General features: G+C 59.4%; 19 protein-coding genes. 5 read left to right on the top strand and 14 right to left on the bottom strand.

The features are described 5' to 3' along the window. The first annotated feature begins 189 nt into the window (after positions 1 to 189). Positions 190 to 630: a MarR family transcriptional regulator gene (locus QA648_RS10515; protein ID WP_104823811.1), complete on the top strand. Its 441-nt coding sequence runs from the start codon at positions 190 to 192 to the stop codon at positions 628 to 630. Positions 631 to 642: 12 nt separating this feature from the next. Here the strand turns inward: QA648_RS10515 and der are convergent, their stop codons facing one another. The 3 genes from der to QA648_RS10530 all read right to left on the bottom strand — a co-directional run bounded on the left by der (position 643) and on the right by QA648_RS10530 (position 3451). Next, the gene (der, locus tag QA648_RS10520; protein WP_104823812.1) at positions 643 to 2070 is read right to left on the bottom strand and encodes a ribosome biogenesis GTPase Der; all 1428 of its coding nucleotides are present in this window, start codon (positions 2068 to 2070) and stop codon (positions 643 to 645) included. Between the two features lie 15 nt (positions 2071 to 2085). Continuing rightward, positions 2086 to 2769 carry a tetratricopeptide repeat protein gene (locus tag QA648_RS10525; protein WP_283046747.1) on the bottom strand — a complete coding sequence of 228 codons (684 nt, stop codon included), beginning with the start codon at positions 2767 to 2769 and terminating at the stop codon, positions 2086 to 2088. 100 nt (positions 2770 to 2869) lie between these two features. Then, positions 2870 to 3451, bottom strand: coding sequence for an NnrU family protein (locus QA648_RS10530; protein ID WP_104823814.1), 582 nt, complete (start codon positions 3449 to 3451; stop codon positions 2870 to 2872). A gap of 204 nt (positions 3452 to 3655) precedes the next feature. Between QA648_RS10530 and QA648_RS10535 the strand changes: the two genes are divergently transcribed. Next, positions 3656 to 4636 (top strand): polysaccharide deacetylase, encoded by a 981-nt coding sequence (locus QA648_RS10535; RefSeq protein WP_283046749.1) that lies wholly within the window; start codon positions 3656 to 3658, stop codon positions 4634 to 4636. Positions 4637 to 4825: 189 nt separating this feature from the next. Here the strand turns inward: QA648_RS10535 and sbmA are convergent, their stop codons facing one another. After that, positions 4826 to 6091 (bottom strand): peptide antibiotic transporter SbmA, encoded by a 1266-nt coding sequence (gene sbmA, locus QA648_RS10540; RefSeq protein WP_283046751.1) that lies wholly within the window; start codon positions 6089 to 6091, stop codon positions 4826 to 4828. A gap of 420 nt (positions 6092 to 6511) precedes the next feature. On the opposite strand from sbmA, the gene QA648_RS10545 reads away from it, so the two are divergent. Further along, a complete protein-coding gene (locus QA648_RS10545; RefSeq protein ID WP_104823816.1) occupies positions 6512 to 7084 on the top strand; it encodes a PadR family transcriptional regulator in 573 nt (190 codons plus the stop codon). 11 nt (positions 7085 to 7095) lie between these two features. Here the strand turns inward: QA648_RS10545 and map are convergent, their stop codons facing one another. The 10 genes from map to glpK form a co-directional block, all read right to left on the bottom strand. After that, positions 7096 to 7848 carry a type I methionyl aminopeptidase gene (gene map / locus QA648_RS10550; protein WP_283046755.1) on the bottom strand — a complete coding sequence of 251 codons (753 nt, stop codon included), beginning with the start codon at positions 7846 to 7848 and terminating at the stop codon, positions 7096 to 7098. A gap of 40 nt (positions 7849 to 7888) precedes the next feature. Further along, positions 7889 to 8950: an LLM class flavin-dependent oxidoreductase gene (locus tag QA648_RS10555; RefSeq protein WP_283046757.1), complete on the bottom strand. Its 1062-nt coding sequence runs from the start codon at positions 8948 to 8950 to the stop codon at positions 7889 to 7891. Between the two features lie 175 nt (positions 8951 to 9125). Further along, the gene (locus QA648_RS10560) at positions 9126 to 9638 is read right to left on the bottom strand and encodes a GNAT family protein (RefSeq protein WP_283046759.1); all 513 of its coding nucleotides are present in this window, start codon (positions 9636 to 9638) and stop codon (positions 9126 to 9128) included. A 62-nt stretch (positions 9639 to 9700) separates the two neighbouring features. Beyond that, positions 9701 to 10114: a DoxX family protein gene (locus QA648_RS10565; protein ID WP_283046761.1), complete on the bottom strand. Its 414-nt coding sequence runs from the start codon at positions 10112 to 10114 to the stop codon at positions 9701 to 9703. A 157-nt stretch (positions 10115 to 10271) separates the two neighbouring features. Then, entirely contained in the window at positions 10272 to 11528 is a 1257-nt protein-coding gene (locus QA648_RS10570; RefSeq protein WP_104823821.1) for an RNA polymerase sigma factor, read from the bottom strand. Beyond that, positions 11525 to 11899 carry a YciI family protein gene (locus QA648_RS10575; RefSeq protein ID WP_283046764.1) on the bottom strand — a complete coding sequence of 125 codons (375 nt, stop codon included), beginning with the start codon at positions 11897 to 11899 and terminating at the stop codon, positions 11525 to 11527. The genes QA648_RS10570 and QA648_RS10575 overlap by 4 nt, the downstream gene beginning before the upstream one ends. A 78-nt stretch (positions 11900 to 11977) precedes the next feature. Continuing rightward, positions 11978 to 12925 (bottom strand): LD-carboxypeptidase, encoded by a 948-nt coding sequence (locus QA648_RS10580; protein ID WP_283046766.1) that lies wholly within the window; start codon positions 12923 to 12925, stop codon positions 11978 to 11980. A gap of 51 nt (positions 12926 to 12976) precedes the next feature. Next, positions 12977 to 13384, bottom strand: a complete 408-nt coding sequence (locus QA648_RS10585; protein ID WP_104823824.1) for an OsmC family protein — start codon at positions 13382 to 13384, stop codon at positions 12977 to 12979. A gap of 42 nt (positions 13385 to 13426) precedes the next feature. Then, positions 13427 to 14236, bottom strand: a complete 810-nt coding sequence (locus tag QA648_RS10590; protein WP_283046768.1) for a membrane-anchored protein — start codon at positions 14234 to 14236, stop codon at positions 13427 to 13429. 179 nt (positions 14237 to 14415) lie between these two features. Next, positions 14416 to 15912 (bottom strand): glycerol kinase GlpK, encoded by a 1497-nt coding sequence (gene glpK, locus QA648_RS10595; RefSeq protein WP_283046770.1) that lies wholly within the window; start codon positions 15910 to 15912, stop codon positions 14416 to 14418. A gap of 236 nt (positions 15913 to 16148) precedes the next feature. Here glpK and QA648_RS10600 point away from each other — a divergent pair, with 236 nt between their 5' ends. Both QA648_RS10600 and xdhA read left to right on the top strand, forming a co-directional pair. Continuing rightward, a complete protein-coding gene (locus tag QA648_RS10600; RefSeq protein ID WP_283046771.1) occupies positions 16149 to 16925 on the top strand; it encodes a 3-hydroxybutyrate dehydrogenase in 777 nt (258 codons plus the stop codon). A gap of 70 nt (positions 16926 to 16995) precedes the next feature. Beyond that, complete coding sequence (gene xdhA, locus QA648_RS10605) at positions 16996 to 18465, top strand: xanthine dehydrogenase small subunit (RefSeq protein ID WP_283046772.1); 1470 nt, start codon at positions 16996 to 16998, stop codon at positions 18463 to 18465. Position 18466: the final 1 nt, after the last annotated feature.

Consider the following 18466-nt stretch of genomic DNA (forward strand, 5'->3'; position numbering starts at 1 on the left):
GGAGCGGCGCAGGTGCTATTGGCCATCCGCGAACGGGCCGGGCTTGGCGTATTGGCGCTAAATACCCAGCCGCGGTTCTCAGATGGGGCTTTGCATTGCAATACCAAGAAATGCATGGCTCCCATGCGCTTCTATGTATACGATTATTTATTGCACGATTTAAGTAAGGTCGCTTACGGAGTGCTGGAAATGACAGACGACCCACTGAAACTGGACACCTTCATATGCTTCGCCCTCTATTCGGCGAACCATGCGATGAACCGGCTATACAAGCCCATGCTCGATGAGTTGAACCTCACCTATCCGCAATATCTCGTCATGGTGACGTTGTGGGAGGAGGATGGCCAGACCGTCGGCGGTATCGGCGAAAAGCTTTTCCTGGAATCAAGTACGCTAACGCCGCTGCTGAAGCGCCTGGAAGCCGCCGGCTTCATTCAGCGCACCCGCAGCAAGGAAGATGAGCGTCAGGTGCTGATCAGCCTGACCAGCGAAGGCGTCGGTTTGAAGAAGAAGGCCACCGGCATCCCCGCTTGTATCCTGGATGCATCGGATACCACGGCGAACGAGCTGACACGGTTGAAAGCGGAAATCATCAAGCTGCGCGAAGCGCTCAGTAAGAACGCGGCCTGATCCCTCAGGCCGTCATCGCTTCTTTTTGGTCTCGTAAGGATTGTCCGACGAGCGGAAATGGATGCGGATCGGCACGCCCGGCATGGCGAAATCTTCCCGCAGGCCGTTGATCAGGTAGCGCACATAGGATTCCGGCAGCGCATCCGAGCGGGTGCAGGAAATCATGAAGGCCGGCGGGCGCGCCTTCACCTGGGTCATGTATTTCAGCTTGATACGCCGGCCGGAAACCGCCGGTGGCGGATGCTGAACCTGCTGTGTCTCCAGCCAGCGATTGAGCTTGGCGGTGGACACGCGCTTGTTCCAGACCTTGTCGGTATCGACGACCGCTTGCATCAACCGGTCCAATCCCTCGCCCGTCTGACCGGAAATCGGAACGGCGCGAATACCGCGCGCCTGCGGCAGCAGCCGGTCGGTCTTTTCGCGCAGGTCGGCAAGCACTGCCTGGCGATCCTCGATCATGTCCCACTTGTTGAAGGCAAGCACGGCGGCCCGGCCCTCGCGGACGACGAGATCGACGATCTGCAGATCCTGCTTCTCGAAGGGAATGGTGGCGTCGAAGACGATGACTACGGTCTCGGCGAAACGAATGGCGCGCAGCGCATCGGCGACGGAGAGCTTTTCGAGCTTTTCAATCACCTTGGCCTTGCGGCGCATGCCGGCGGTATCGAACATTTTCACGGTACGGCCGCGCCAGCTCCAATCGACCGAGATCGAGTCGCGGGTAATGCCGGCTTCCGGACCGGTCAGCAGCCTGTCCTCGCCGAGGAAACGATTGATCAGCGTCGACTTGCCGGCATTCGGGCGGCCGACGATGGCGACACGCAACGGCCGCGTGTCGTCATAGGCCGGCTCTTCGTCGATCTCTTCACCGTCCTCACCCATGGCAGGGCGCGGAATGCTGACATTCGTCTCCGCCTCATCCTCTCTCGGCGGAAAGGCACGCTCATGGCCGAGCGCCTCGACGATAGCGTCGCGCAGATCCATCATACCCTGGCCATGTTCGGCAGAGATCGGGCAAGGCTCGCCAAGGCCGAGCGTGAAAGCGTCATAGAAGCCGCTGTCAGAGCCTCGCGCTTCCGATTTGTTGGCGACGAGAACCACCGGACGTCCGCGCTTGCGCAGCATTTCTGCGAGCGTCTTGTCGACATGGGTCAAACCCATCTTGGCGTCGACGACGAACAGCGTCAGGTCTGCTTCATCGATCGCAGCCTCCGTCTGGGCACGCATGCGGCCTTCCAGCGTCTCTTCGTCGGCTTCTTCGAGACCAGCGGTATCGACAATGCGAAAACGAAGATCGACGAGGCGCGCATCGCCAGGACGGCGGTCGCGCGTTACACCCGGCGTGTCATCGACGAGCGCCAGCTTCTTGCCAACCAAACGGTTGAAAAGAGTGGACTTGCCGACATTCGGGCGACCGACGATCGCGACCGTGAAACTCATTTAGTGATTTACCCTTCAGCCTTTAGCGACCGGTGCCTTGCCGGATGCGGTGATGAGATCGAGCAGCATCTGGGCGCGGTTGCCGACATTGCGCGGGCTCTGGGGATCGTCGACGATCGCCTGGAACCATTGACGCGCCTTGGCGAAATCGCCGGCCTTGTAGGCGGCAAGACCCAACACGTCACGTGCGGAATGCCGGAAAGCGTTTGCCGGCACGGCCAGCTCCTGGGCCTCGGCGGCAACCTGATCATACGTGCCCGTATCGACAAGCAGATAGGCTGCACGCAGGCGAGCCGCATCGCGGATCACCGCCGGAACGCCGGATTCCTTGCCGATGGTCGAGAAGGCAGCAATCGCGGCCGCCGTATCGCCCTTCTGCGCCTGCAGCGTAGCGGCGCGCATGCGCGCCAGCAGCGGATAGGAACCGCTGCCGCTCTTCTCGATGGTCGCCAACGCGGCCAGCGCTTCGTCCGTCTTGTTCTGATCCGCCAGCGTCAGCGCGGAGATGAACTGATCACCGCTGCTGCCGGCCTGGCGTCCTGACCAGTAGCGATAGCCGCTAAAGGCGGCCGTGCCGAGAACGATAAGCACGGCGCCACCGATGATAAGCCGGCCAAAACGGCGCCATACGAACCGCAACTGGTCCGAACGCAGTTCTTCGTTCACCTCGCGGATGAAGCTATCGTCGTTGAATGCCATTCTCGTCTCCGGCCCAGGCCAAAATATTGCAAAGAGCTTATGGGTAGTGGGGCCTTCTACTCCATTTTGCGGCCGTTGTAAGGGGGAATGGCAGAAATCATCACATAACGAGCGGCGAAACCCCGATAATCCACTCGTGCAGCTTCCAAATGATCAATCCCCAGACCACGATACCGATGACAACGGCATAAAGATCGTATTTCGCCGAAACGAAGGGCCGCAGCGAGATCTCGCCCGCACGTTCGCGCCGCTTCAGCGAGATCCGCATGATGACGCCCCAAGCCAGGAAGGCGGCAAACAACAGCATGGCTGCGCCATCGCCATTGGAAAGCAGATGCGCAAAGGCCCAGATCTTCACCGACAGCACCATCGGATGCTTCGTCCTGACGGCGATATACCCGGCTGGCAGCAGCGAAGCGACGAGACAGATCAGTGCAAAAAGCATTAGCAAAATAGTGATATGGCTCATCCAGAAGGGCGGAGACCAGATCGGGGTCGAGTCGCGCGCTTGCCCGAAGCCGTAGATCAACAGAATCAGCGTGACGATGCTGGCGATCGAATAGCCGATCTTCCAGCCGCCCTCGCCGATGCTCGAAATCATCGAGCGACGGAAACCGGGTATCACGACGCGGATCAGATGAATGCCAAGGAAAAGAATAATGCCAAGGATCAGCAGTGACATGAGTGAAATCCTGTTCGGGTCCTATGAAGACACCAGTATCGACTATGGCGAAAAATTGCCAGCGGGACCGCAGCTTTGCCGCATTTGATCGCCACGGAGACGAGAAAGCCCGGCATGACCTCCGAACCGCAGGTTTGCGCAGTGAAAAGCGTGAAAAGGATTGCGGATGAACTCGTGCCCACTTCAACAATTTTCGCGGTGCCCATGTTTCGTTTTGTCTCTTTCGCCTCCCTCGCCCTTTCCCTTGCCCTGCCCGCGATCGCCGAGGCCCAGGAAAAGCCGAAGCAATTGGTGATGATCTCTTTCGACGGCGCACATGACAATGCGCTGTGGACGAAGAGCCGCGAGATCGCATCGCGCAACGGCGCGCATTTCACCTACTTCCTCTCCTGCACCTTCCTGATGAACCACGATCAGGCCAAGGCTTATCAGGCGCCGGGACAGAAAGCCGGCAAATCGAACGTCGGCTTCGCCAAGAGCGACGACGACGTGCGCACGCGCATCGCCAATATCTGGGGCGCGCATCTCGAAGGCCATGATATTTCCAGCCACGCCTGCGGCCACTTCGATGGCAAGAAGTGGACATCGGCGGACTGGCAGCAGGAATTTATGAACGCGCGCATAGCGCTGCGCGACGCCTGGAAGAACGTCGGCGAAGCGGATAAGGAGCCGCCGGGCTGGCAGGAATTTGCGACGAAAGACGTCAAAGGCTTCCGCGCGCCCTATCTTTCGACCAGCGACGGCTTGGTGCCGGCCGAAAAAGCCATGGGTTTCCAGTACGACGCCAGCCTGGTGACCAAGGGCCCGTCTTTGCCGCAGGTGGTCGACGGCATCTACCGCTTCGGCCTGCCGCTGATCCCCGAAGGCTCCGACCACCATCTGGTGATCGGCATGGACTATAATCTCTATGTCCACCATTCCAAGGGCGTCGAAGACAAGGCGGATTCCAAGGCCTTCGAAGACCGCACTTTCGATGCTTTCGAAGCCGCCTTCGCCAAACAATATGAAGGCGACCGCATTCCGGTGCAGTTCGGCTTCCATTTTGTGGAAATGAACGACGGCGCCTATTGGCGGGCGCTGGACCGCTTCGTCAGCGACGTCTGCCATAAGGACGGAGTCGCTTGCGTCAGCTATTCCGAGGCAATCCCATTGATCGCGGCGCGCGGCAAGCTGCAGCAGGGGTGAGGAGCGATTGGGCGAAGCCCGAGCAATCGACTCTGTGAGTCGATTGCAGCGATGAACGCCCTGAGCCGAAGCGAAGGGCCGGCGGCGCGGCAAACGGAAGCTCCTCGATTATCCTTTCAGCCTGACGCCCTCACTTCCCCACCACAGTCGTCATTGAAAAGGCCCCGTTTCCGGAGCCTTTTTCTTTCGTCAGCCGTCAACATGCACGATGCCGGTCTCGCGCTCTAGATAGGTCTGGTCGATCTTCGGTAGCGGCTCATCATCGATCGCCGCTTCGAAGGCCTTCAGGCGCTTGTGGATCGACAGAAGCTCGATGATCGTCGTCCAGGAATTGACGAGATATTGGAACGAGTTGCTGACCTGGCCAAAGGCGGTCGCGATCTGCTGATATATGCCGTAGGTGATCGCGCCGGCGACAAAGGTCGGAACCAGCATGAACAATACGAACATCGAGTCGGCCTGCAGATAGAAATAGCGGGCGACGTTGAAATAGACGTAGTGGAAGTAAATGCGGTAATAGTTCCGCCTGACGTTCGCAAAGAGTTCTCCAACGGTCGCCGGCTGCGCACGCTCGCCGTTATCTTCGCCGTAGACGAGCTCCTTGCGGTAAGCTGCTTCCACACGCTGGTTCTTAAAATTCAGGCCGGGCAGCTTGATGCCGGCAACCGCCAGCAACACCGTGCCGAAAGCCGACCAGAAGAGCGCCAACCAGAAGAGCGAATGGGAAATCTTGCCGATGATCGGCAGTTCGGTGACATAGCTCGAAAGCGCAAGCAAGATCGGCAGAAAGACGATCAGCGTCATCACCGAGTTGATCAGGCTGATGCCCAATCCTTCCAGGGTGCTGGAAAAGCGCATCGTATCTTCCTGCACACGCTGCGAAGCGCCTTCGATGTGGCGCAGCTTTTCCCATTTCGACATGTAGAAGCTGTTCATCGCCGTACGCCAGCGGAAGATATAATGGCTGGTGTAGAAGTCCGTCAGGATGGAAACAAACATGCTGAGGAAGGCGATCTGTGCGAAGATTATCATCAACGTGTAGAAACTCTCCACCGTCACCCCAGGCTGCTTCGTAAGCGCAGCCTGCAAGAGGTCCCCGAACGGACGGCGGAAGTTATTGACGACGACGGACACTTGGACACCGAAATAGGTGACCAGAATAATCAGCGCCGAGCCCCAGATCGACCAGAGCTTCCAGGGATGATCCCAGGCTTTGATGTGCCATGCCCCACAGAAAATCGCGGTGCATAAAAAGAAAAACCCGTAGAACCAGAGATTTCCCCACAACACGAAATAGCTGAGGTCATAGGGCTCCTGCCCTTCCGGGGGCATGACGAAACCCAGATGTGTCCCCAAATCGGAAAGAGACGCATACCAGACTGCTATGCAGAGGATCGTCCAGACCACCATCGAGGTGAAGAACAGCTTTGGCTGGGGGAAGAAAGAGTGAAACACGGGAGGCAAGCTTTCTTGATTGGGTCAGCGACCGCAATGACGTTTATTCGCGGCGAACCTAAGGCACTTCGCTAGAGGCGGCAACCGGCCTTGGCTATTCTTACATAGATGTAATCGCTTATCCCATGATCGTGATGCGATTGTTCAGCCGCGGTTTCCCATTTTAGGAAGGCCAACCTGTCGCCGTTCAGAGATCCGGCAACCCCTTCACAGCAAAAATCCCGCGCCCTCTTGCAGAATTCTATCTTACGATATATATCTTACGACATGACGAACGATATAAACCCTCATCATCGAAGGAGAAACATTATGAGAGGCTTTAGAGATCGCATGTGCGGCGATAGCTTTGACAGCATCGAGGCATATATCCTACGACATGGCGAAAGCCGTGATTCACACGGGAGACACAGGAGAGACTTTATGAGAGGCTTCAAGGGCGGCATGTTCGGCGGCGGTTTTCGCACCGGCCGGAAATTCGATGCCGCTGATCTGCAGCTCATCATTCTCGCCCTGCTTTCCGAGCAGCCACGCCATGGCTATGAACTGATCAAGACCCTGGAAGAACGCTCCGGCGGCTTCTATGTGCCGAGCCCCGGCGTCATCTACCCCGCCCTCACCTATCTGGAAGAGACGGGCCTTGCCGAAGTCGAAGCGACCGGCACGAAGAAGCTTTACCGCATCACCGAAAGCGGTCAGAAGCGCGTCGAGGAAAACCAGGCGCTGGTCGAGGCGACGCTCGCCAAGCTCAGCGCGATCGGCGAGAAGATGGCGCATGTCCGGCGCGTCTTTGGCGGCGAGGAACCCGGCGACGATGAAGGTCGTGAAGGCCCGTTCGGTCGGGATGCCGGTGATGTTCACCTCGCACGTCAGCTTCTGCGCTCGGCACTTCGCTCGAAATATCCATGGAGCAAGGCTGAAGGCGCGCGCATCGCGGCCATTCTCGAACGCGCCGCCGCCGATATCATCCGCGGCGAGACGAAGTCGGAAGACTGAGGTCTAATCCCTCAGTTGTCCGCCAAGGTCAGGATCATCGGTCCGTTGCGGGTGGCGACGACGGTGTGCTCGAACTGAACCGTGGGCGCGCGCGGATCGGCATAGAGCGTCCAGGCATCGTCGCCGCCCTCCGCCCAACTTGCGCCGAGCGACAGGAACGGCTCGACGGTGAAGACGAGACCGTCCTGCATGATGCGGGTCTCGTCGGGATCGGCCCAGGTAGACACCTCCGCCGGTTCCTCATGCAGCGAACGGCCGATGCCGTGGCTGGCGAGATTGGCGACCAGCGTATAGCGGTTCTTCTGGGCGAAAGCGCCGACGGCGTGGCCGATCTTCGAGAACGGCGCGCCGCTGCGCACCTGGTTCAGCCCGACCCAAAGCGCCCGTTTGCCATCGCGGCAAAGACGCTCGATCTTCGGCTTGACAGGCGGCACAGCAAAGGACGAGCCGGTATCGGAGAAGAAACCATCCTTCTCCGCGGAAACGTCGAGATTGACGAGATCACCGGCCTGGATTACCCGCGGACCAGGAATGCCGTGCGCCACTTCCTCATTGACGCTGATGCAGGTGGCGCCGGGAAATTTGTAAACAAGTTCCGGCGCCGAGCGGGCGCCGGCATCGTCCAGCACCTTGCGGCCAATATTATCGAGTTCCAGCGTGGTGATGCCCGGCTCCAGCGCCGCCGCCATCGCCTGTATGGCGTTGGCGCAGATGCGGCCGATCTCTTTCAGCTTGGTCAGTTCGTCGTCGTTCGAGATGATCATTCAAAGCTTCCGGCTGGCATGCGTCCGTTGAGACAGGCGTTCAAGCCGTCGCTTTCGCCTCTTCGCTTTCTCCAGTCAATGCCTTTCTGACCAGCGGTGCGACTTTCGTGCCGTAAAGCTCGATGCCGCGCATGATCTGCTCATGCGGCATCGTGCCGATCGCCATCTGCAGCAGGAAGCGGTCATTCTTGAACAGCTTGTGATGAGCGATGATCTTTTCGGCAACGACTTCGGGATCGCCGACGAATAGCGCACCATGCGGCCCGCGCGATTGGTCGAAATGCGCCCGGCTTGTCGGTCCCCAGCCGCGCTCGCGGCCAATCCGGTTCATCACCTCGGCCTGCGGGCCATAGAACTGATCGGCGGCGGCCTCGGTCGTATCGGCTACGAAACCGTGAACATTGATGCTGGTTTTGAGCTTGGCTGCATCCTGCCCAGCGCGGCGGGCAGCCTCGTGGTAGAGATCGATGAGCGGCGCAAACCGGCGCGGCTCGCCGCCGATGATGGCGAGCGCCATCGGCAGGCCAAGAGCCCCGGCGCGCGCGACAGACTGCGGCGTGCCGCCGACCGCCACCCAGATTGGCAACGGATCCTGCAGCGGTCGGGGATAGACCCCTCGCCCATGAATCGGCGCGCGGAGTTTGCCCGTCCAGTTCACCTGCTCGCTCTCGCGGATCGCCAACAGCAGATCGAGCTTTTCCTCGAAAAGCTGGTCGTAATCTTCGAGATTATAACCAAAGAGCGGAAATGACTCGATGAACGAGCCCCGCCCCGCCATGATCTCGGCACGACCGTTCGAAATGAGGTCGAGCGTCGAGAACTGCTGGAATACGCGCACCGGATCGTCCGAACTCAGCACCGTCACGGCGCTGGTCAACCGGATATTGTTCGTCTTTACCGCAGCCGCCGCAAGGGCGACGGCCGGAGCCGATGCTGCATAATCCGGCCGATGATGCTCGCCGAGCCCGAAGACATCGAGACCGACCTGATCGGCCAGCTCGATCTCCTCGATCAAATTCTTCAGGCGACGCGCCGCCTCCGCACCCTTGTTGAGAGCAGGATTGGTATCGACGTCCGCGAAGGTATAGAGACCAAGTTCCATGATAAAAATCCCATCTGTCATTGACGGACGAAATAGGAAGACGAGGCTGATACCGCAAATATGAATTGTCGAACGGTTTGTTCGAGAATGTTGATACCAACCCCTAATTCGAATCTGAATTCAACAGCTTGCCTGTCGCTTCGGAATCGACCTCGAAAGCCTTTGATGTTGAACATCAAAGGCGCGGATCGTCCGACAGCAACGCCCAGCGTTCATGATCGCACCAGACGCCGCCGATCCTCAGATATTTGGGTGAGAATCCTTCCTTGCGGAAGCCGAGCCTTTGTACCAAGGCGATGGAGGCATGGTTCGCGGGCTGGATATTGGCCTCCAGCCGATGCAGGCCGATATCGTCGAAACCATGGGCGACCGCCAGACGCAATGCCTCGGTCATGAAACCCTGGCCGGCAAAGGCCACCATGCCGTGATAGCCGAGAAAGGCGCTGCGGAAACCGCCCCATACCATCTGGCTGATATTGACCACGCCGACGATACCGCCCGAACCGGCATCGCGCGCGACGAGGCCGATGTTGGATCCCGTAACGGTCTGCCCGAACCAGGCATCGAAGCCATCGCGATCCACAAAGGGATAGGCCCATGGCGCATGGTAAGCGCGGCTCTCGACATTCGCCGCGATCAGTTCGCCGGCGTCGGACTGCCTGACTGGTGCGATGGTGACTTGCGGCATGGCTCGCTCCCCGAACGGATAAGGCAGCGAGGCATATCAAATCTATTCTAAATTCAACAGCTTCAACGCATGAACGGAATCATTTTCCGAACCGCTTCATAACGAAGATAAAGCCCACCCCAGGCGATGATGCCGAGATAAAGACCGAACAGCAGGTGCGTGAACACGGGGCTGCCCACTCTCAGATGCGTCGCCATCGCCCCGCCAGACAGGCCGGTGAGGAGGATCACCCCGAGGACAGATGTCGCCGGAATGGCATAGAGCAGAGCGCAGAGGAGCGTGATGGCGCCAAGCAGCCGCGCCAAAGCCGGATCGGCGGAATAGCCGAGCGCCGCCATGGTCTCCGTAACCACAGACAAAGGAATGAGCTTGATCGCGCCGTCGAAAACAAGAAAGGCGATAACCAAGCCGCTGAGGATCATGCCGGCCACACGCTGCACCCGCGAGCTGGATGGTGATTCTGTCGCATAGAACATTGCTCTATCCCCCGGAATTGAATCAGGAATTCAGATCTTCGCCGCCAGCGCCGTCTGTTGATCGGTGCACTAGCCCGTTTGAAACAGCCTGATCGGCCTGTGCCTCAAGGACGCTGACAGCAGCCTCCTTCCGACATGGAAGAGCGGATTTTTCTGATTATTTTGCAGTTGCCGGAGCAGGCACGGCCAGGCGGTCGAGCTGATGACGGATATGGGCCGCTTCGGCAGGCGAGCGGGCAAGCGCGATTGCACGGTCGAAGGCCAAATGCGCCTCGTGCGACCGGCCCAACTGCGCAAGCAGACCGCCCCGAAGCCCATGAAAGTAAAAATAGCAATCGAGTTTATCCGCCAGTGCCTCGACCAGTGCCAACGCCTCCTCTGGCCCTTTAAGCTTGGCGATGGCGACGGCGCGGTTTAGCGAAACAACTGGCGACGGATTCAGCCGCTCCAGAGTCTGATAGAGCAGATCGATCTCCGCCCAATCCGTATCCTCGGCCCGCTTGGCGCGCGAATGCAGCGCGGCAATGGCGGCCTGAACCTGATAGGGGCCGGGTCGGCGATGGCGGATTGCCTTGTCGAGCAAGGCAAGCGCCTCATCGATCAATGTGCGGCTCCAGAGCGACCGGTCCTGATCCTCCAGCAGGATGATCTGGCCGTCTGCATCGAAACGGGCGGCATTCCGCGATTGTTGTAGCAACATCAGCGCCAGCAGACCCATGATCTCGGGTTCCGCCGGAAAGATGCGCAGCAACAGCCGCCCCAACCGGATCGCCTCATCGGCAAAGGCAGACGCTTCGCGGCCCGGCCCGCCGGCGGAGTAGCCCTCGTTGTAGATGAGATAGATCATGGCGCTGACGAGCGCCACGCGCTCGGCCCGCTCGACCGCACCCGGCGTCTCGAAAGGTACACCGGCGGCCGCAACACGCGCCTTGGCGCGGGTAATGCGCTGCTCCATCGCACTTTCGCTGACGAGGAAGGCACGGGCGATCTGGGCCACCGTAAGACCGGAGACGACGCGCAGCGCCAGAGCTATCTGCTGCGTCGCCGGCAGGTCCGGATGACAGCAGATGAACAGCAACCGCAGAATATCGTCACGATAGTTGGAACCGTCGAGCCGCTCAGCGAGATCGCTTTCGGCGTCACCGGTATCAGAGATCACCTCCTCGTCCGGCAAGCCTTGCGTCTTCGACTGTTTGCGCACAGCATCGATGCCGCTATTGCGGCCGACGAAGATCAGCCAGGCGACGGGATCACGCGGCGGCCCCTTATCCGGCCATGTCTTCAATGCTCTGAGGCAAGCTTCCTGAAACGCCTCTTCGGCAATATCGAGATTGCGGAAGTATCGCAGCAGCGCACCGAGCACCTGCGGCCGGGCGTTGGTGAATGCGATATCGATCCAGGCGAGGTCCGTCATGTTGCGATCGTCCCCGGTTTAAAGACATAAAGCGGACGAATTTCATAAGAGCCGGCGCCCGGGTTGGCGATGGCGAGTTTCTTTGAAAATTCAATCGCCTCGTCGAGTGTCTCAAAGTCGATGACATAAAAGCCGAGCAATTGTTCCTTCGTTTCCGCGAAGGGCCCATCGATGACGAGCGGCTCGTTCTTGCCCTTGCGCAGCGTCGTTGCCGCCGTCGTCGGCATCAGGCGGGCGACCGGACCGAGCTTGCCGGCTTCGCCAAGCGGCGCCTGCACCGCCCGCAGCCGGTCCATCGTCGCCTGCTCCTCCTCCTTGGACCAGGAAAACACGGCGTCTTCGTCGTTGTAGCATAGGATCGCATAGAGCATGAGGACCTCCTTCTCATCTAAGACGAGGGAGTATCGCCCGCGCCGACAAGCCGCGTCAAAAAATTATCGCGGCAAAAACTATGTATCGCCGCGCCGGATCGTCAGCGTCCCCGCTTTTGCATCGAGAATGGCCGCTGCGCCGATCGGTACGTTCAACGGGCTATGCCCGTGCCCAATCGGCAGGCCGCCGAGGACCGGCACGCCGAGCGTATCGAGATGCTCGCGCAGGATATCGATGACGGAGAAGCGGCGATCGAATTCGAACCCGGTGAACTGACCGATCGCGATGCCTGCCAGGTCGTTCAAATGCCCTGCCTTGCGCAACATCGTCAGTTGTCGGTCCACCTGTCCGCGGTGCATGTTGACAGCTTCGAGCAACAGGATGGCGCCGTGCAAATCCGGCAAGGCCCAGCCGGCCGCAGTTGCGACCATATCGAGATTGCCGCCGATCAATCGTCCGGCAACCGTGCCTTCGGTCGTCAAGGCCGACGTTGGTTCGTGCGGGCGCGAGCGGACGACGATATCCTCTGAAGTCATCACCAACAGGCGAAGGGAATCGCTGGTTTCGACGCTGACATCCTGCTCGTCGCCATGAATGAAAAGCGCACCATGCACACCAACCTGCCGGCAGTGCTTCCACAGGCTGAGATGCAGTATGGTGATATCGCTGAAACCGACGAGAAACTTCGGATCACGCCGGGCTGCGTCGAAATCTAGGCGGTCGGCGATGCGGTAAGAGCCCTTGCCGCCGCGCGTGGTAAAGATCGCCCGGACCTCGGGATCACGGAGCGCCGCATTGAAATCCGTGAGCCGCTCCTCATCCGTTCCGGCAAGATAGTCGCGCTTACAAAATGCATGCTCGCCGAAATCGACTTCGAGCCCCCAGCCCCTCAGCGTCTCGGCCTGCCTCAAAACGAGATCCCTGTCGGGCGGGCTTGCGGGCGAAACAAAACGGATTTTATCGCCGGGCCGGAGTAGCGGCGGCGTCAGAACGTGATCGATTTCGGCGCGATTAGGTGATTCCATGCCTGGATTTTGCCACGGAACGATGAACGGCGTCAGCCTTCGGTCCCACGTTTACGCAGCCGCCTCGATTGCGACTGGAATTCCCCTCTTCAGCGAATTGCTGACCATGCACCGGGCCTTGGCCTCGTCGATAACCGGCTGCGGATTGGAACCGTCGAGCATCTCGCATGACACCGTCAGTGTCGCAGCTTTGGTAAATGACAGATCGCTTTCCAAGTCGACACGCACGGAGATCGCGATTTTTCTCAACTCGACACCCATATCGGCGGCGATGTACTGCAGGTCGTTGTAGAAACACCCGCCGATCGCCAATCCCAATAATTGGGCGCCATTGAAGCCGAGCCCCTGCCCGCCGGCACGGCCTGGCGGACGGTCGACGACAACGGTATGGCCGCCGGCCCAGCCCAATGCCGCCTGCGTATCCTCCACATTGCGCAATTCCACGGTCACGGACACCATGGCCGATCTCCTCATTCGTCAGTAAGACGAATGATTGCGCGATTAACGCAGCGATGGAGTCAAGAGAGTAGCCCCTTTGGAGGCCTGCTCCGCGGCATTTGCGGATGCCTGCGCCTGTTGCCGGGCCGACGCCTTGCCTTCCCACAATGGCAATCCGAGGGATGCCGATACGGTTGGATCGGCGGTAAAGATCGGATAACCCCGCTCCATCAACCGCAGCAAAATTTCCCGATCCCTTTGAATGTGCAGCCGGGCCAGATTTGCCTGGTTGTAGATGTGCCCGCCGGAATCCGGATTGATGCCGGTAATGATCACCGCGGTAGCGCCGTTATAGAGGGCGAAAAGTACCGCATTGATGCCGTTCGAACATTTGTCGTCCGCACCCAGTTCGCTGCATTTGACCCCGCCGACGCGGTCGAGAAGCGCCATGCGCTTGTAGCGATCGACGATTTCAAGACTGTCGTAGCGATAGTCGAAGGCCTTCAGCCCTTTCTCCAGCCGCTCGAGGCCCTTTCGCCAAAGCAGAATGTAAAGCTTCTTTGTCCGCTGGCCATTGAGGACGCGGCGGACTTCGACGGCATTCGTATTCGTTCCCTCGATCTGGTTGAATTGAACGAAGGTAACGTCTGGCACGTCGACGCCCCATGCCTTTGTGACGACCTGCGAGCCATTGATGGTGATGACCTTGAAGGTCCCGTCGAAATCCGCGGGCTTATGCGACACCGGCGCCGATCCGACCACGAGAACGGGTCCGGAAAACGGCTCGATAAGCGTCGGAGGTTTCGGCCGGCAAAGCCAGTATTTGACGCTTCGATAAAGGTGTCTCTTCAATTCCGTAGGATTAACAGTCATGCCTCGCCTTGATGTTCCCAAAGGGCTTTCATCGCAAAACAGTCGAATCCAACCCCATTCGGCAGCGGACTGCCGACCCATTCGCGCGGTGCACTATCGCTGCTTCGACTTACATTAGGAAAATAAAAATATCTTACATAATCAAACCTTAGGTGATCCATCGGCCGCTTTTACAGCGCTCACCTCGTACTCAATGTGCGCGCCACCGCCTCTTTCCATCCCTTGAGCTTTGCGCTTCGCGTTTTCTCGTCCATATCCGGCTCGAAGCGACGGTCGCGGGCCCAGGCCTTGGCAAAGCTCTGACGGTCCGGCCAGACGCCGGCGCGGCTGCCGGCAAGCCAGGCGGCGCCAAGTGCGGTGGTTTCCAGGATGATGGGACGGTCGACCGGCGCGTTGAGCAGGTCGGCGAGCCGTTGCATCGTCCAGTTAGAAGCGACCATGCCACCGTCGACTCGCAGCACCGTCTCCCGGCCACTGCCATTGCGCCAATCCTTGTGCATGGCGTCCAGCAGGTCGCGCGACTGGTAGCAGACCGCCTCCAGCGCGGCGCGGACGATTTCCGCCGGGCCGGTATTGCGCGTCAACCCAAAGATCGCGCCGCGAGCATCCGGATCCCAATGCGGCGCGCCGAGACCGGTGAAGGCCGGCACGAGATAGACCTCCTGCATCGGATCGGCCTTTTCCGCCCAACCATCGGAATCGGCGGCGTGCTTGATCGCCTTCAGTCCGTCGCGCAGCCATTGCACGGCCGCTCCCGCGATGAAGATCGAGCCTTCCAGTGCATAGGTCGTTTCACCGTTCAAGCGATAGGCGATGGTGGTCAGCAGGCGGTTTTTCGAACGCACCATGTCCGTGCCGGTATTGAGGAGCGCGAAGCAGCCTGTGCCGTAAGTGGATTTCATCATGCCGCGCTCGAAACAAGCCTGGCCGATTGTCGCCGCCTGCTGATCGCCGGCGACGCCGAGAATGGGGATTGCCGCTCCGAAGAGCGCTTGATCGGTGACGCCGAAATCGGCCGCGCAGTCTTTCACCTCCGGCAGCATCGCCGCGGGAACGCGCAGGATCTCAAGCAGGTCCTCGTCCCATTCATTTTTGCCGATATTGAACATCAGCGTCCGCGAGGCGTTGGTCGCATCGGTGACGAAACTCTTGCCGCCGGTCAGGCGCCAGATCAGGAAGGTGTCGATGGTGCCGAAGCAGAGTTCGCCCTTGGCGGCACGCGCGCGGGCGCCTTTCACATTGGCAAGCATCCACGAAAGCTTCGTGCCGGAGAAATAGGGATCGAGCAGCAGTCCGGTATGGCGGGTGAAGAGCTTTTCCAGATCCTGCCGCTTCAGCTTCTCGCAATAGCTCGCGGTACGGCGGTCTTGCCAGACGATGGCATTGTGGATCGGCTTGCCGGTCACGCGGTCCCACACCACGACGGTTTCGCGCTGGTTGGTGATGCCGAGAGCGGCGATGTCCTTTGCGATGATGCCGGCGGCTTCGATCGCCTTTTTGACGGTCGAAACGACGGAAGCCCAGATTTCCTCCGGATCATGCTCGACCCAACCCGGTTGCGGATAGTGCTGCGTGAACTCCTTCTGGTCGACACCGGCAATCTTCATGTCACCGTCAAAAACGATAGCCCGCGTCGACGTTGTCCCCTGGTCGATCGCCAAGACATAACCGCTCATGCATTCCTCCCGGATTGTTCCCATCTCGAAACAACAGATACGGCAGCAAAACGAATGTGAAAAGAAAGCAAAACGAAATTTTTGCCGAAAATTCTTTATTCCAGCTCGCGAATATATGAAGCGAACTGTCGCAAAAGAGTCTTGCTGCGGTGCGATTGCCATGTCCGGCGATTTGGGACTAACCTCAAAGCCGCTATTGCGCTGCAACAACAGCCGCGCCGTCCAAGGAGAAAATCATGGCAAGAACAGTCGTTGTCACCGGTTCTACAAGCGGTATCGGCCTCGCCATCGCGACCGCTTTCGCTGCGAAAGGTGAAAACATCGTCCTCAACGGCTTCGGAAAGCCCGAAGAGATCGATGCGATCAGAAACAGGCTCGAAGCATCGGGCGGCGGTAAGGTAATCTATCATCCGGCCGACATGACCAAGCCCGCCGAAATCGCCGACCTGATCGCGACCGCCAATTCGACCTTCGGCAGCGTCGACGTCCTCGTCAACAATGCCGGCATCCAGCATGTAGAAAAGATCGAGGACTTTCCGCTGGAGAAGTGGGACCAGATCATTGCAATCAACTTGTCGAGCTCGTTCCACACGATGCGCGCCGCCATTCCGCTGATGAAGGGAAAGAAATACGGCCGCATCATCAACATCGCCTCGGCTCACGCCCTCGTCGCCTCACCCTTCAAGTCCGCCTATGTCGCGGCAAAACATGGTATTATGGGTTTGACCAAGACGGCAGCGCTCGAGCTTGCCGAATTCGGCGTCACCGTCAACGCCATCTGCCCCGGCTATGTCCTGACCCCTCTTGTCGAAAAGCAGATCCCGGATACGGCCAAGGCGCGCGGCATGACTGAAGAGCAGGTCAAGAACGAGGTCATCCTCAAGGCGCAGCCTACGCATGAATTCGTCAAGGCCGAAGAGATCGCGTCATTGTCGATCTATCTTGCCAGCGACGATGCACGTCAGGTCACCGGCACGCACGTCTCGATTGACGGTGGCTGGACTGCGGAATAACCATACAAGGTTAGGGCCGGATGCGCTGGGGCGTGTCCGGCTCTAGAAGACCAAAATAATTGGGAACGACATGAACGACAGCATCCGCTTTATCCTCAACGGCGAGGATATTTCACTTTCCAGCCTGCGCCCGACTGAGACGCTCCTCGACTTCCTGCGTCTCAACCGGCACTTGACGGGCACGAAAGAGGGATGCGCGGAAGGTGATTGCGGCGCCTGCACCGTACTGGTCGGTCGGCTGATCGACGGCGGATTGCGCTACGAGTCAGTTAATGCCTGCATCCGTTTCGTCGGATCGCTGCATGCCACCCATGTGGTCACCGTCGAACATCTGGCCGCCAAGGATGGCACGCTGCATCCGGTGCAACAGGCCATGGTCGACTGTCATGGCTCGCAATGCGGTTTCTGCACACCGGGTTTCGTCATGTCGCTTTACGGCCTGTGGCTTTCAACCGAAAATCCGAGCCGGGCGCAGATCGAAAAAGCCCTGCAGGGCAATCTCTGTCGCTGCACCGGTTACGAGCCGATCGTCAAGGCCGCCGAACAGGTGAGCCAGACGCGCCCGAGCGCCCTGTTCGATCCTCTTGAAAAGACCAGAGCCGACATCATCGCCCGTCTCTGGGCCATGCAGGGCGGCGATACCATCACCGTTACCTCGGGCGAGGATCGCCTGATCGTGCCGGGCTCAGTCGCAGCGCTTGCGCAAGTGTTGGCCGACGAGCCGAAAGCGACCGTCGTTGCCGGCTCTACCGATGTCGGCCTCTGGGTCACCAAGCAGATGCGCAAGCTCGACCCCGTCGTCTTCATCAACCATCTGACCGACTTGCAGAAGATTATCGTGGAAGACACCGGCCTGACTATCGGTGCCGGCGTCACCTACAGCCAGGCGTTTGCAGCCATGGCCGAAAAGATCCCGGCAGTCGCGAGCCTGATCGACCGCATCGGCGGCGAGCAGGTGCGCAACATGGGCACGATCGGCGGTAACATCGCCAACGGCTCACCCATTGGCGACACGACGCCGCCGCTGATCGCGCTCGGCGCGACGGTGAAACTGCGTTCCATTACCGGCGCCCGCAGCTTGCCGCTGGAAGACTTTTTCATCGATTACGGCAAGCAGGACCGCAATCCCGGTGAATTCGTCGAAAGCGTCTTCGTGCCTTGCCCGGCCGAAGGCACTCATTTCGCCGTCTACAAGATCTCCAAACGCCGCGATGAGGATATTTCGGCGCTCTGCGGCGCTTTCCATTTGGCGTTGGATGCGGGCGGCAACGTCGCCGATATCCGCATCGCCTTCGGCGGCATGGCCGGCACACCGAAGCGCGCCCGCACGGTCGAAGCCGAACTGATTGGCAAGCCTTGGACGGAGACGACGGTCGAATCCGCCCGCGCCGCCTTCGATGCTGACTACACTCCGCTCACCGATTGGCGCGCCACCGCCGAATACCGGCAGTTGACTGCCAAGAACCTGCTCATCCGCTTCTATCTCGAAACGGCCGGTGCGCCGCAGGAATTGAAGCGTTTCGTAACGGTGGAGGCTTAAC

Source organism: Rhizobium sp. CB3171 (assembly GCF_029714265.1).
GTDB lineage: Bacteria > Pseudomonadota > Alphaproteobacteria > Rhizobiales > Rhizobiaceae > Rhizobium.